The organism is Alcanivorax sp. DSM 26293 (assembly GCF_900107995.1).
Lineage (GTDB): Bacteria > Pseudomonadota > Gammaproteobacteria > Pseudomonadales > Alcanivoracaceae > Alcanivorax.
The window spans coordinates 125,539-141,030 of the sequence record NZ_FNUM01000001.1 but is presented as its reverse complement, the minus strand read 5'-3'; the positions used below and the strand labels follow the sequence as shown (position 1 = coordinate 141,030).

General features: G+C 57.3%; 9 protein-coding genes. All 9 read left to right on the top strand.

Going from position 1 to position 15,492, the window contains the following annotated elements; genetic code table 11:
* The first annotated feature begins 80 nt into the window (after positions 1 to 80).
* The 9 genes from C4S63_RS00590 (at position 81) to C4S63_RS00550 (ending at position 15,208) form a co-directional block, all read left to right on the top strand.
* Positions 81 to 1,154: a cyclic nucleotide-binding domain-containing protein gene (locus tag C4S63_RS00590; RefSeq protein WP_062816490.1), complete on the top strand. Its 1,074-nt coding sequence runs from the start codon at positions 81 to 83 to the stop codon at positions 1,152 to 1,154.
* A gap of 34 nt (positions 1,155 to 1,188) precedes the next feature.
* Positions 1,189 to 2,118 carry an NAD(+) kinase gene (locus tag C4S63_RS00585; RefSeq protein ID WP_062816491.1) on the top strand — a complete coding sequence of 310 codons (930 nt, stop codon included), beginning with the start codon at positions 1,189 to 1,191 and terminating at the stop codon, positions 2,116 to 2,118.
* Positions 2,119 to 2,249: 131 nt separating this feature from the next.
* Positions 2,250 to 2,522 carry a YeaC family protein gene (locus C4S63_RS00580; protein WP_103916379.1) on the top strand — a complete coding sequence of 91 codons (273 nt, stop codon included), beginning with the start codon at positions 2,250 to 2,252 and terminating at the stop codon, positions 2,520 to 2,522.
* A gap of 258 nt (positions 2,523 to 2,780) precedes the next feature.
* Positions 2,781 to 5,138, top strand: coding sequence for a hypothetical protein (locus tag C4S63_RS00575; RefSeq protein ID WP_103916378.1), 2,358 nt, complete (start codon positions 2,781 to 2,783; stop codon positions 5,136 to 5,138).
* 104 nt (positions 5,139 to 5,242) lie between these two features.
* The gene (pepN, locus tag C4S63_RS00570; RefSeq protein WP_103916377.1) at positions 5,243 to 7,855 is read left to right on the top strand and encodes an aminopeptidase N; all 2,613 of its coding nucleotides are present in this window, start codon (positions 5,243 to 5,245) and stop codon (positions 7,853 to 7,855) included.
* A 330-nt stretch (positions 7,856 to 8,185) separates the two neighbouring features.
* Entirely contained in the window at positions 8,186 to 10,156 is a 1,971-nt protein-coding gene (locus tag C4S63_RS00565) for a DUF1302 domain-containing protein (protein ID WP_103916376.1), read from the top strand.
* Between the two features lie 45 nt (positions 10,157 to 10,201).
* The gene (locus C4S63_RS00560) at positions 10,202 to 11,608 is read left to right on the top strand and encodes a DUF1329 domain-containing protein (RefSeq protein WP_062816496.1); all 1,407 of its coding nucleotides are present in this window, start codon (positions 10,202 to 10,204) and stop codon (positions 11,606 to 11,608) included.
* A gap of 116 nt (positions 11,609 to 11,724) precedes the next feature.
* Positions 11,725 to 12,816: a YCF48-related protein gene (locus C4S63_RS00555; protein WP_103916375.1), complete on the top strand. Its 1,092-nt coding sequence runs from the start codon at positions 11,725 to 11,727 to the stop codon at positions 12,814 to 12,816.
* Between the two features lie 10 nt (positions 12,817 to 12,826).
* Positions 12,827 to 15,208, top strand: coding sequence for an RND family transporter (locus tag C4S63_RS00550; protein ID WP_103916374.1), 2,382 nt, complete (start codon positions 12,827 to 12,829; stop codon positions 15,206 to 15,208).
* The last annotated feature ends 284 nt before the right edge of the window (positions 15,209 to 15,492 follow it).

Sequence of the window (15,492 nt, the reverse complement as noted above, 5' to 3'; positions counted from 1 at the left end):
TGAAAAATGGTAGGTTTTTTGCATTCTCTACGCTGAAAGTATGATGTTGTCTTCAGAACAAGAATCCGGGAGCGGCTGTTATGGCACAGGAATCCATTGATAAAAGCCTTTTGCAGACCTTTGTGCCAGTGAATGCGCTGTCCGGGGACCAGCTGGACTGGTTGCTGGACCAGCAGGAAGTGTGTCGCTTTGCGTCAGGAGATGCCCTTTTTTCGCAGGGCGACAAGGACAACACCACGATTTACTTGCTCAGCGGCAAGGTCGAGCTGACCGATGAAGCGGGGCAGACACGGATTGTCAGTGCCGGGGATACGGCATCCTGGCACCCGTTGGAGCATGCGCAGCCTCGTCGCAGTACGGCCCGGGCATTGACTGAGGTCAGTGTGGTTCGCTTTGACAGCTTTCGGCTGGATACCATTCTTTCCTGGGACCAGTCGGCGGGGTATGTGATTCTCGATATCAATGCCAACTCTGCGTATCAGAATGATCGCGAGTGGATGATCCGGCTGCTCAAGTCCAAGCTGTTTCACCGGGTTCCCCCCAGCAACATCCTGGAAATCTTCCGTCGCCTTAAAGCCCATCGTCACAAGCAGGGTGAGGTCATCATCCGGCAGGGGGAGGCCGCAGACTGCTGTTATATCCTCAAAGAGGGGGTTTGCGAGGTGGCCATCAGCATGGGTGACGGTGCTCCGACACCGGTTGCCATGCTGGAGGAGGGGCAGTGGTTCGGCGAAGAGGCGCTGCTTTCCGGCAAGCCCCGCAATGCTACGGTGACCATGGCCACCGACGGGGTGCTGATGAAGCTGGAACGCCAGGACTTTGATGCCCTGCTGCGCGAGCCGATTATCAACACCATGCCGGCGGAAAATGTGCTGGGTGCTGCGGAAAAAGGTGCCTGGTGGCTTGATGTGCGCACCAGCGATGAATTTGACCAGGAGCACCTGGTCGGCGCCACCAATATGCCGCTGAATGTGCTGCGGCTGAAATCCCGCCTGCTGGATCCCAGCAAGACCTATATTGCCTACTGCGATACCGGTCGACGTAGCGCCACGGCGGCTTTTCTGTTAAAAAACGCCGGCTTGGACGTAATCGTTCTGGATGGCGGCTTGAATGCCAATGCTGCTAACCTGAGCGAGTACCTGACACAGGGGTAATTGCTCACCGGATGGCGGGCGAGCCCTCCACCGGATGCAGCTTCGGCTGCCCAGGATTAGTGTGGCGCAAGAGACTTTTAGCAACAAATTCCGCAATATCGGCCTGATAGCCCGTTCAGAAAGCGAACAGGCGCTGTATTCCCTGCGCCAGTTGATCCATTTCCTCAATGGGCGGGACTGTACCGTTATCCTCGACAAGAACATCGCCGGCAGCCTGCCAGAAATGGGGCTGCAGGCGGCATCTGCCACGCAGATGGGGGAAGCCTGTGATCTGGTGATTGTGGTCGGGGGCGATGGCAGCTTGCTGGGCGCCGCCCGTACTCTGGCCCGTTTTGATGTGCCTGTGCTGGGCGTTAACCGTGGTCACCTGGGGTTTCTCACTGACATCCTTCCTTCCGAAATCGAAAGCCGGGTAGGGCAGGTGCTGGATGGTGAGTACACCACCGAAAAGCGGTTCCTGCTGGATCTGGAAGTTCGCCGCGGCAAGACCGTGGTGGGTGAGGGCTGCGCCCTGAACGATATCGTGCTGCTGTCCGGTGACAGTGTGCATATGATCGACTTCGAGCTGATGATCGATGGCCATTTTGTCTATGGCCAGCGGTCTGATGGTCTGATCATCTCCACACCCACCGGTTCCACGGCCTATGCGCTGTCCGGCGGGGGGCCAATCATGCATCCCAAGCTGGATGCCATGGTAATGGTGCCGCTCAATCCCCATACCCTTACCAGCCGGCCGCTGGTGGTGGCCGGAGACAGCGAGATCAAGATCCATATCACCACCGAAAAGGTCCGTCCGCTGGTGAGCTGTGATGGCACCGCCGGGATTCGTCTGCAGGTGGACGATGTGATTGCGATCCGCAAGAAGCCTCACCGTCTGCACCTGATTCACCCACCGGGACATGATTTCTACCAGGCCTGTCGTTCCAAGCTGGGCTGGAGTACCCGTCCCGGTGATAGCAGTTGAAAAGCAGTTAATAGTTAACAGTGAACAGTTAATAGCGGCAGACTGAGCCGCGCAGTACTCACATTGTTGGAGTCATGCTTGCATGGCGAAGCCGTCCGTGATGCAGCTGTAGCCTAAAATGAGTTATCTATATGACCTACCAGAGCTTTGACGATCTGATTGCCGCCATGACCCCGGAGGTCTGTGACAACATGCGCCGCGCTATTGAGACCGGCAAATGGGCGGATGGCCGGCCGCTGACCCGCGAGCAGCGTGAAACCTGCCTGCAGGCGGTCATCGCTTGGGAGGCAAAGAACCTACCCGAAGAGCAGCGCACTGGCTACATGGAGCAGCAGTGCAAGAGTGAGGGAGAGGCACAGGAGGAGCAGCCGGTGATCCTGCGAGCCCCGGATCGACTGCAATAGCCCTGCTACCACCTCCCTCTAGGGTGATGACTGGCTGGTCGTCGCCTGGATACCGCCTGTCGGACTACCGTCCTTCTTTTCCCGTCAAAGACCGTTGGTGCTCTCTCTAACATACTGTATTCTTCCTAGGTGACAACTCCGTTGTGTAGCGTAGCCGACGCAGACTCGGCACACGCGGAAGATGTCTTTCTCGCTGCGTTATGGGAGATTGCGGCGTGGCGAGAAATAAAAAAGATAACAAATGGTTTGGGAGAACCCATGCATATCTACAAGAAAGTACTGCCTGCGGCAGTGGCCCTGGCACTGGCGGCCTGCGGTGGCGGCAGTGATACCGTTCCTGATCAGAGTGAGGGTGCGACCCAAATCGGGACTTTTCCCCGTTTTGATCCTCTGGCGTCTGATCTACCCCTGAATACAGATCTGATTTTTGCAGCGGCCGCCACTTCTGACGGTACTGCTAATGTCGGGACTCCTACCAATGCGGTAGAGGCGGCCATCAATGATCTGGATGGTTTCTCCACGACCGCATATTTCGATATCGGTTTTGCTGGCGGCTCCATTGATGCGGGCACGGTGTGCGCGCTCGGCAGCCCTTGCGTCCCCAACGTGTTTCTGATTCCGCTGAACAGCAACGGGGATGCTCTGGATCCAGCCAATATTGATCTGATGAGCCCGGTAAATTCTGCGGATATTCCCGGTTTCACAGCTTCCGTGGAGTCCCTTGATGGGGGGACCGATAACGTCCTTCGTGTGACCCCGTCCGAGCCATTGCTGGCAAAAACCAAATACCTGGTTTTCGTCACGAACGGCATTCTCGATACAAATGGTAGCCCGATTACGCCTTCCAGTGCCTACCAGACTTTGGGTGAGAATGAGCCCGCATTGACAGCGGCGCTTCAGCCTGTCCGGACTGCTGTACAAGGCTGGGAAGCGATAGCATCGGGATTTCTCGCTAATGTGTTGGGGCTTGACCCGCTTGATGCCCGGGATTCCGTGGTGATCTCTTATACATTTACCACTACCGATCCGGTCACTCCTTTGGTCGCCATGGGGGCCCCACGCGGTGCTATTGCACAAACCCTGATTAATGGCGGTTCTGCCCCGGGTGATGCAGTTGCAGCTGCCACTAACCTGGAAAACAATCAGTTGCTGAGCACGCCCAAAGCGCGCACGGTTTCCGTAAACGCGGCTACGGGGCTGGATTTCTCGGCGCTGACGGCCGGACAACTGGCTGCAGGGGTTGGCACGCTTTATACCGGCAGCATTTCATTGCCTTATTACCTGTCGGCCCCTGCTGCACCGACAGACTTCAGTTACCTGCAGAAGACCTGGAATGCGGATCAGGTGCTCGGTTCCCAGGTAGGAGAGGGCGTTCCTCCAGCCGATCTTGACGGTTCTTATAATGTGACCTACCGGTATCCCTTTGCTGCAAAAACCGGCGATGAGCTGGTGCCGCTACAGGTGACCCTGCCGAATCCTGCTACCGCACCCGCAGAGCTGATGGGCGCAACCTGTGCCAATGTGCGTGATAACTCAGGTTACCCTGTGGTCATGTACGTTCATGGTATTACCAGCGATCGGACCTCGGTCATGGCACTGGGCCACACCCTTGCATCCAAGTGCGTTGCCACCGTGGCAATTGACTTGCCAGTCCATGGGGTGCCAGCCAACAGTAACTTTGCTGCCGCATTGAATGTTGAGAACAGTGCGCTGATTGATTTCTCTGCCCTTTACGGCGAGGACTTCCATGAGCGTCATTTCAATGTGGTTCAGGGGGCGACGGGTAACCCGGCCCTGATGAATTTTGATAGCCCGACCGCACAAGATGGCTCAGGTGCCTGGTTCATCAATCTGGCGAATTTGGGTAACACACGGGACAACCTCCGTCAGTCGGTGATGGATCTCATGAACCTGAATGCCAGTTTGCAGGCCATCAGCGATCTGGATATTGCGACTAATGGCACGCTTGATACCGATAATGTAACGGTAGTGGGTGCGTCACTGGGTGCGATCGTAGGGTCTGTCTTTACCACCGTGAATCAGATAGCGATTGGTAACGACATGTCCTTCGGTAGCAATCTGAACCCGATCAAAGGCCTGGTTGCATCGGTTGGGGGTACGCAGTTGACCCAGATACTGAACAACTCCCCGACGTTTGCTCCTCGCATTCAGGCAGGGTTGGCGGCCAATGGCGTTAATGTCGGTACCAGCAACTACGAGCGCTTCCTCTATGCTGCGCAAAGTACCGTTGCGTCCGGTGATCCGGTGAACTTTGCCGAAACGCTTGGCACCCTTGGCGTGCCGGTACTGATTCAACAGGTCAATGGTGACGCTGTAGTGCCAAACGGTGATCCGGCCCTGCCCTTGATGGGAACAGAGGCGTTGGCGTCACTCACTGGTGCGACCCAGTTTGGTCCCGGCGCAGCGAATGTGACCAGCACACCGGGCTATGTGAAAATGACCGCCGGTGGACATGGCTCGCTGCTGACCCCGTCGGGCGGTGCGCCGCAGGTCACTGCAGAAATGCAGGCCCAGGTTGTCAGTTTTGTACTGTCGTCGGGTGCACAGGTGGGTATAGGGACCCAGGCGCCTGGAGATGTGGAGGCGGCTCCGTAACCTGACGCACAACCGTTTATCACAACACCCCGCTTCCGCGGGGTGTTGTCGTTTAGGGCAAGTGTCTAATATGGGCAGCATCAGAAACGCAGCAGGAGTCATGCATGGAAACCGCGCATAGTGCAGTTAAGACCACCCGGTTGGCGGAATATCAGCCTCCCGTCTATCTTGTGGAAGAGGTGGTTCTGGATGTGGATATCCATGATGGCGTGACAACCGTCACCAGCCGTTTGTCTCTGAAGCATAATCCGGCGTCTACTGTTCCGGCAGGTGAAATGCGCTTCAATGGCGAGGGGCTTGCCCTGCGCGCTTTGAGCCTGGATGGGGTTGCGCTGGATGATGGTCAATACGAGTACAGGGATGATCAATTGATTGTCAGGGGGTTGCCTGAGCATTGCCAACTGACGTCGATCGTAGATATTCAGCCTGAAAAGAATACCGCCCTCGACGGTCTCTACCGCTCCAACGGCATGTACTGCACCCAGTGTGAAGCGGAAGGCTTTCGCCGCATCACCTTTTTTCCGGATCGCCCGGATGTGCTGGCCCGCTTTACGACTACGGTTCGCGCTGACAAGAAGCGCTACCCGCTGCTGCTATCCAACGGCAACCCGGTCGCGCAAGGAGAAGAGGGGGATCGCCACTGGGTGACCTGGGAGGATCCCTTCCCGAAACCCTGCTATTTATTTGCCCTGGTAGCCGGCGACCTGGCCTGCCTGGAAGACAGCTATACCACCGGTTCCGGTCGTCGGGTATCGCTACGCCTTTATGCGGAGCACCGTGATCTGGACAAGCTGGACCACGCCATGCTGTCCCTGAAAAATGCCATGCGCTGGGATGAAGAGACCTACGGGCGTGAGTACGACCTGGATATCTATATGATCGTGGCAGTCAGCCACTTCAATATGGGGGCCATGGAAAACAAGGGCCTCAATATTTTCAATACGTCCTGTGTGTTGGCGCACCCGTCCACGACCACCGATGCGGGGTTCCAGCGAGTGGAATCCGTGGTGGCCCACGAGTACTTCCATAACTGGTCCGGCAACCGGGTTACCTGCAGAGACTGGTTTCAGCTCAGCCTCAAGGAGGGTTTCACCGTCTTCCGCGACCAGCAGTTCTCTGCGGACATGAACTCCGCCGCCGTGCAACGGGTGGAGAATGTGGATTTTCTCGTTACCCATCAGTTCCCGGAAGATCAGGGGCCCATGGCCCATCCCGTACGCCCGGCGGAATACCAGAAAATTGATAACTTCTACACGCTGACGATCTATGAAAAGGGTGCCGAAATTGTCCGTATGCAGTACCACCTGTTAGGGCCCGAAGACTTTCGTCGCGCGACAGATCGTTATTTCGAGCGTTTCGATGGTCAAGCCGTCACCTGTGATGACTTCGTTGCCTGCATGGAGGAGATCTCCGGCCGGGATCTGACCCAGTTCAAGCGCTGGTACAGTCAGGCCGGCACCCCGATTCTGACAGTGACGGACAAGCTGGAAAATGGGCGCTACCAGCTCACCTTCCGTCAGCATACGCCCCCGACACCGGGACAGGCGGAGAAGCAGCCGTTGATGATTCCAGTCCGTCTGGCCTTGCTGGACGAAGCCGGTGAGCCCTTGCCACTGGATGAGGCCGGCAATCGGGAGAAGGTCATTATCATCGACGGGGAAGAGCAGACCTTCAGCGTTGATGCCACAGGGCCGGTCACACCGTCCTTGCCGCGGGGTTTTTCAGCGCCGGTGGTGCTGGACTACGCCTTCGATCATGGCCAGTTGTCTCGCTTGCTGGCCCACGACAGTGATGGCTACTGCCGCTGGAGCGCCGCCCAGCGGCTCTATTTCTCCGCCCTGGATCGTCTGGTCACGGGGGAGGGGACCGCCGGGGCCGAAGCGCAATTGCTGGTGCCGGTATTGGAACAGGTGATTGCCCGGGCCGATGAGGATCCGGCCCAGGCGGCCCTGCTGTTGTCACTGCCCGGTGAAGTGGCCCTGGGGGACCGTCATACCCCCCTGGATCCGGGCAGCGTGCATGTGGCTCACCATGCCATGAAGCAGGCACTGGGCAAGGCATTGCAGGATCACTGGCTGTCCCTGGCGGAAAACCTGATTGCGACCGAGCTGGAAATGGATGGCCGTGCCATGGGGCGGCGTCAGTTGCGCAACCTGGCGCTGGGTTACCTGGCGGCGTCCGGCCACCCGGAAGCGCAACGCCTGGCGGTCGAATTGTTCGAGCTGCCCTTGTGCATGACTGAAGAGCTGGCGGCATTGCGTGTGCTGGTGCATTACAACCTGGCTGGTGCAGATCAAGCGCTGGCCCAGTTTGCAGAACGCTGGGCCGATGAGGCTCTGGTGATGGACCAGTGGTTTGCGGTTCAGGCCTCCATCCCGGGGCCTGCCAGTCTGTCCACAATAGAGGCGCTAATGGCGCACCCTGCTTTTGACTGGACTGTCCCGAATCGCGTACGCGCCCTGGTGGGCACCCTGGCGAATGGTAATCCGTCGGCTTTCCATTCTGCTGACGGGGAGGGGTACCGATTGTTTGCGGCGGTTCTGACCCGACTCGACGGGATTAACCCCCAGATCGCAGCCCGCCTGGCCAACGCTGCCGCGCGTCTGCCAAAGCTCGAACCCGGGCGTCGTGGCCAGCTGGCATCTGCCCTGGAGGCGGTGAAAAAGCAGGCCTCAGACAATCTGAGCGAGGTCCTTGGGCGGATACTCACGGCCTGATTGACGCGGTACTTCTATAAGGCGGAATCGTGAGACGTTGCCGCAGCACTTCGCAAGCTTCGCGCCAACGTGGGGTATCAGGCCGTGGCCCTGGTTACGTTGATGCCTCAGGCGGATTACGGCTTGGCTGGGGGCGCACAAAAGTAGTGACTGGCTGGTCGTTAAATGTACACTGAAGGGGGATTTCTTTTTGGTCCCGATATGTAAGAATTAAGACTTAGTCTGGGTAGGGGTGTGCATCGGAGAGAATGATGGGACCGATGACACAACGGGAGAAGCCGTTACCCGGGCAAGAACAATAAAGCCATGCATGGCAATTCGGAGAGCTACATGAATAATAATCCCCTGCGCAAAACCAGGTTAGCGATGGCTGTTGCTGGTGCTGCAGCCCTTACCAGCTTGTCAATTCCTGCCTCAGCGGTTCAGCTGCAATTCGATAACCCGGATTGGTCCGGTCGACTGGATACCGCCTTGTCTGTCGGTGCGTTGTTCCGTACAGAAGGGCAGGACCGGATGTTGGCGGCCACCGGTGATGTGGTTGACATGACCCTCCAGGGTTATGGCTCTCAGGTCAACAAGAACGATGCCAACAACAATTTTGATACCGGTCTGGCCTCGTTGGTGTACAAAATCACGCCGGAAATGGACCTGAGCTGGCAGGGACGTTATGGCATGTTCGTGCGAGCTACGGCGTTCTACGATCAGCAGATCATGGGTGGAGACCATGATGGCGGCGCGCTCATGAAGTCGGGTCCTTTCGTGCCGGGTAACGGTTTTACCCGCTATGCGACCTACTCCGATTATGCCAACAATGGTATCGGTGACGACTTCAATAGTGATGCAGAGCGCTATGCCGGCCAGCGTGCCCGTATGTTGGATGCCTATGTCTGGGGCAGTTTCGACCTGTTCGAGAAACCCCTCAACGTCCGTCTTGGCCAGCAGGTGATCAACTGGGGTGAGGCGTTGTTTATCCAGGGCGGCGTCAACACTGCCAACTACTTCGACCTCAACGCCCTGCGCCTGCCCGGTTCGGAGATCAAGGAAGCATTGCTGCCTCTGGATAGCCTGTACTTTTCCTACGGTTTGACCTTTAACGCGACCCTGGAAGGCTTTTACCAGTTCGAATGGGAAAACTCCGAGGACGCACCGTCAGGTACCTATTTCTCTACCCATGATGGGTTTCCGGGCAGAGGGGCTGACAACGTAATCATTGATGGTCGTGTGGTGGCTCTTGGCGCGGGCGCGCCGGGTCTTGAGAATGCCTTCGCCGCCTACACGGCTCAATTCGGCCCGGGTTATGAGTACGAAGCAACCCAGGTAACCGTTGACCGTATCCGTGACGAAGAAGCCAAGGACCATGGTCAGTTTGGTCTGGCTTACCGGTATTTCGCCGAAGGGCTGAATGGCACTGAATTCGCGCTTTATTATACCCGCACCCATTCCCGCACCCCTGTGGTCGGGTCACGGATCAACAAAATCAATACCTCGGGTCTGGCAGGCGTGCCTGAAACCATCGATACCACCGAGTATCAGATGGCCTATGTGGAAGATCAGGACATGTTTGGCGCCAGTTTCAACACAAGTATCGGCACCATGTCGCTGGCTGGTGAAGTGGCATACCGGCCGAAACGCGCCATTATCAACGAAATTGGCGACAACCTGATCCAGTCTTTGGCGGGCGCAGCAGCAAATCCGACACCAACCCTGGGGAGTCTCACCCAGCATTGTGTGCGTGCGGAACTGGGTGGCAGCTGCCTCAATTCCAACACGCCAGTGCAGGAAGGCCAGCTCTACTACTTCTATGACGAAGTGGAAAGCTACAACGGCTCTCTGGTCAGCATCTTCAACTTTGGTCCCACTTGGGGAACCGATGGCCTGATCGCCTTGGTGGAACTGGGCGTGGAGCACATTGAAGGCCTGGAAAACCCGGAACTGGAGTATAACTCCACGGCCGCCATACTGGGATCAGAAGCCCAGATCCTGAGCCCGGATGATCCGAACAAATATAACCTGGATGACACATCCTGGGGGTATCGTGCGGTTCTGAAAGCGGATTACAACAACATTTTCGCCGGTATCTCCATGAGCCCCAGCGTGCGGGTTGCCCACGATGTCAGTGGCAATTCCCCCATCGGTGGCAACTTCATGGAAGACCGTAAGGCCGCCACTCTGGGGCTGGATTTTGTGTACCTGAACAACCTGGAAGTGGGCATGTCTGCCACCAGCTTCTGGGGCGCCAAATATTCCAACAAACTGGCCGACCGGAACAACGCTTCGGTTTCTGTTAAGTACTCGTTTTAATTTTTTCCGGGCCGGGATTCCGGCCCGTTTATTCGGAGAGCAATCATGTTGAAGAAATTGACCGCCATGGGCAGCGCGCTGGCGCTGTCACTGAGCGTCGCGGCCAATGTGCAGGCTGCCGTGTCCGCGCAAGAAGCGGCAAAGCTGGGTAAATCCCTGACTCCGTTCGGGGCTGACGTCAAAGGCAACGGTAAAGCCGTTTCCACTGGCCTTGGCATTCCCGACTGGACCGGTGGTATCCAGAAAAAGGATATCCCCAAGGAATACACCCGTCCCGGCCAGCACCACCCGGACCCTTTCAAGAATGACAAGGTAGTATTCACCATCACCGCCCAGAACCTGTCACAGTATGCAGACAAGGTGCCTGAGGGTGTGCAGGGTATGCTGAAAACCTACCCGGATACTTTCAAACTCAATGTTTATCCAAGCCGCCGCTCCACCTCCGCGCCGCAATGGGTTTATGACAATACCAAAAGCAACGCGACCAAGGCTTCACTGGCAGAGACCGGCGTTAACAATGCCTTTGGCGGGATCCCGTTCCCGATCCTGAGTGGCAGCAACGAAGACAAGGCGCTGCAGGCGATCTGGAACCATATCCTGCGCTGGCGCGGGCTGTACGTGGTCCGTCGTGCTTCGGAAGTGGCGGTACAGCGTAATGGTGCCTACTCCCTGATTACTTCCCAGCAGGAAGTCTACTTCCGTTACTACGATCCCAAGTACAACTTCGACAGCCTGGACAACATCATTTTCTACTACCTGTCCTTCACCAAGGCGCCGGCACGTCTGGCCGGTGGTGCGGTATTGGTTCACGAAATGCTTGACCAGAAGAAAATGCCTCGTCAGGCCTGGGGTTATAACGCCGGCCAGCGTCGTGTCCGTCGTGCGCCCAACCTGGCCTATGATACGCCCATTGCGGCGGCTGACGGCCTGCGGACTGCCGATGACACCGACATGTATAACGGTGCGCCGGACAAGTACAACTGGAAGCTGGTTCACGAAAAGCCGGTGGAAATGTTCATCCCCTACAACAACTACAAGATGGACAGCCCGGACGTGAAATACGAAACCCTGCTGCAACAGGGCCACGTGAATTCAGACTACCAGCGTTGGGAGCTGCACCGTGTATGGGTCGTGGAAGCGAACCTGAAGGAAGGTGAGCGCCATATCTACGAAAAGCGTCGCTTCTACATTGATGCGGATTCCTGGCAGATCGCCGCCATCGACCAGTATGACCGTCGTGATGAGCTGTGGCGTGTCAGCCTTGCCTACATCAAGAACTACTACGAAGTGCCGACCCAGTGGACCGCTCTGGATACCTTCCACGATCTGCGGGCCCAGCGCTACCACGTTCAGTTCCTGGATAACGAAGAGCCGTCCATTCTGGATTACAGCCAGCCGGTACCGGATGATCGCTACTTCCATCCGGCCGCTCTGCGCCGCCGTGGACGTTAATGACAAGAAAAGGCTGACCGTTTAGCGGCAGCACTGGCAACGCGACCGGGACGCCCATGGCCCCCGGTCGTTTTGCACTCGGCTCGACCAACGAGCCTTCGGGAAGAGATGGGACAATGAGAAAAACACTTTTGCTGGCTACCGCAGCCATGCTGTCTGCCCCTTTGCAGGCACAGTTTATCGACAACAAATCGCCGTTGGTGACTGCCAATAACTATCTGGACCTGGCTGATGCCGGTGGCCGGATTGTGGCGGTGGGTGACCGTGGCAAAATTCTTTACTCCGATGATCAGGGAGAGCACTGGCAGGCGGCCAGGACGCCTGAAGAAGTCCTCCTGACAGCGGTCTGTTTCGCTGATGCCCGCAACGGCTGGGCTGTCGGCCACGATGCCGTGGTGCTTGGCACCCGCGATGGCGGGGAAAGCTGGACACTGCAATACAGCGACCCGCTGGGCGGCAGTGATGACAGTGACACCGTGGATGAAGAGCTGGACGATCTGTCCATGGACGATATCTATGGTGACCCCTACGAAGACGACGCCTACGGCGACGACCTCTACAGTGACGATCCCTACGAGGAGACCGCAGCGGCTCCGGTTGATACTTCCGGTGCGCCGCTGCTGGATGTGCACTGCGAAAGCCGGGACAAGGCTGTGGCGGTCGGGGGTTATGGGTATTACCTGGAGACCTCAAATGGAGGGGATACCTGGAACAAGCGCAGCAATGCGCTGAGCAACAATGATGGCTGGCACCTTTACGGCTACGCGGCAGCGCCGGCGAGCAGCGACCGTTATCTGGTTGGCGAAAAAGGCGTCATCTTTCGTTCCGCGGACAAGGGCGAGAATTGGGAAGCGTTGAGCAGTCCCTATGACGGAACCCTGTTCGGAGCGACCCCGATTTCCGACTATCAGGTGCTGGTTTACGGCCTGCAAGGCAATGTGTGGTTAACCGCCAATCGTGGCAGCAGCTGGGTCAAAGTGCCCAGCAAACTGACCCGTGGTGTGAATGATGGCACGGTGCTGGAGGACGGCACGGTGGTGCTGGTCACCAATGCCGGCGGCATTCTCACCAGCCATGATGGTGGTCAAACCTTCTCCCTGCGGTTCCTTCCGGACCGTGAATCCATCTCCGCAGTCTTGCCCAGGAAAAAGGGCGGCGTTGTGATCGCCGGCCAGGGTGGGGTGCGTGTGATTGAAGACGTGAAATAAGGGGCACAGCATGTCAGGTCGTATTTCCAAAACCATTGCCAACGGGCTGTTCTCCATCCGTCCCGTCGTCCTGCTGCTGTTCGTGGCAGCGACTGTCTTCCTGGGCCTGCAGGCCAGTAAGATTCAGCTTAATACCGATATCCGGAAAATGGTCCCGTTGGGCCACCCCTATATTCAGAACTTCCTGGAACACAAGGATGATATGAGTCTGGGCAACGATATCCGTGTGATCGTTGCCGAAACGCAAAGCGACGATATCTTCAATGCCCAGTATATGACCGCCCTGAAGGAAATCACCGACGAGGTGTTTGCCCTTGATGGCGTGGATCCGAGCAAGATCAGTTCGCTCTGGACCAGCAATGTGCGCTGGAACGAGGTAACGGAGCAGGGCTTTCAGGGCGGTGAAGTGATTCCCGCTGGCTACGATGGCAGCGAGGCCAGCCTGGAAGATCTGCGCACCAATGTTCTGCGTTCGGGCCAGGTGGGCCGATTGGTCGCGGATAATTTCCAGTCCAGCGTAGTGCATGCGCATTTGCTGGATGCCCTGGGCGAGAACGGTGTGGATATTCCTGCCTTGTCCGCCCGTCTGGAAGAGATCCGCCAGACCTATCAGGACAAGTATCCCAATGTACGCATTCATATTGTCGGTCTGGCCAAGAAAGCCGGCGATGTGATGGCTGCGGCTGAAGAAGTGGCCATGTTCTTCTTCTTCACCCTCGCGCTGATCGCAGTATTGCTGCTGATTGATACCCGCTGTTTGCGCAGTGCGGTAACGGTGACAGTGTGCTCTTTCGTGGCGGTGATCTGGCAGCTCGGTATTGTCAGCACCCTGGGGTTCACCATTGATCCCTACTCGATGCTGGTGCCGTTCCTGGTGTTTGCCATTGCGGTGTCCCATGGGGTGCAGATCGTCAACACCCTGGCCAACTATGCGGCCGAAGGGCAGACCCCGCTGGACGCTGCGCGGAATACCTTCCAGTCACTGTATGTGCCCGGCATGGTGGCGCTGGTGTCCGATGCCATCGGGTTCCTGACGCTCTATATCATTGATGTGGGTGTGATCCGCGAACTGGCCATGGCCGCCAGTATCGGTGTGGCGGTGATCATTATCACCAATCTGCTGGTGGTGCCGACGGTATTGTCCTACCTGGGAGTGAGCGGTGCGGCTGTTCGCAAGATCCAGGCAGGCGAGAAGAAAGAGCATCCGCTGGCCGGATTGTTTGCCCGGTTTACCCGCAAACCACTGGCGGCGATTTCTATTGTGATTGCGGTGGCCGGTTACGGTGTCGGCATCTACATGAGCCAGGACCTGAAAATCGGTGACCTGGACAAGGGTGCGCCGGAACTCTGGCCGGACCCGTGCGAAGACATGGACTGCCCGCGTGGCTATGAGCCCAAGCCCCGGTACCGGTATAACCATGACGTGAACTTCCTGGTATCCAACTATTCCGTCAGTGCCGATGTGTTGGTGGTGATGGGGAAAACGCCGGTGGAGTCCTGTAACACTTACCCGGCCATGGAGACCGTGGACGATCTGTCCTGGAGATTGCGGAGCGTGGAGGGTGTGCAGGATGTGGTCAGCATTGCCTCAGCCACCAAGCTGATCGCCACCAACATGAATGAGGGCTCCTTGAAATGGGCCACCATTTCCCGGGATCAGTATGCCCTGAACAACGTGATGAGCTTCATGCCGGACAGCCTCTACAATCTGGACTGTTCTCTGGCGCCGGTCTATGTGTTCCTGGATGATCACAAGGCGGAAACCCTGGATCGCGTTACCGCTGCGGTGGCGGATTTTGCCGAAAAACGCAATAACGAAGAGGTCATCGAGTTCAAGCTGGCTTCCGGCAACGCCGGTGTGGAAGCTGCCACTAACCAGACCATCGAGGCCAACCAGTATCCCATGCTGGCGCTGGTGTATGCGGTGGTATCCATTCTGGTGCTGATTGCTTTCCGTTCCATCCGTGCGGTGATCTGTATCATTGTGCCGTTGGGTCTCACGTCCATTCTTTGTCAGGCGCTCATGGCGCATCTGGGCATCGGGGTGAAAGTGGCCACGCTGCCGGTGATCGCCCTGGGTGTGGGTATCGGTGTGGATTACGGCATCTATATCTACAGCAAGCTGGCCCACTACCTGAAACAGGGTATGGACCTGGAATCGGCTTACCGAGAAACCCTCAAGACCACCGGCAAGGCAGTGGCCTTCACCGGGATTACCCTGGCAGTGGGCGTGATCTTCTGGGCTTTCAGTTCCATCAAGTTCCAGGCGGATATGGGCATTCTGCTCACCTTCATGTTCCTGTGGAATATGATCGGGGCCCTCTGGCTGTTGCCTGCATTGGGCGCCTTCCTACTCAAGCCTGATGCGGCCCGCGCTCGTCAGAAAAGCTAACTGACGCGCTGGTTTCGTTGGTTATTTTCAAGCCCGGCTTCGCCGGGCTTTTTTTGTTTTTTTTGGGGACTGCCCGCAGGGTGGCCGGGATTATCCGGGGCCGACAGGGCTTTTTGAAAAGCTCTGGAGCAAGCTGCGCCACGGTATCCTCGCCGGGTCCCGGTTCGCATGTCGCAGATCCTCCTTAGGGGGGAGCATGACTCCTATGGGTAGACGATTCCATGACGCCTGACCCTGGGCAGAGCCGCTGTCCGACACAAAGCATCGAAGTGCCTGGGTAGCTT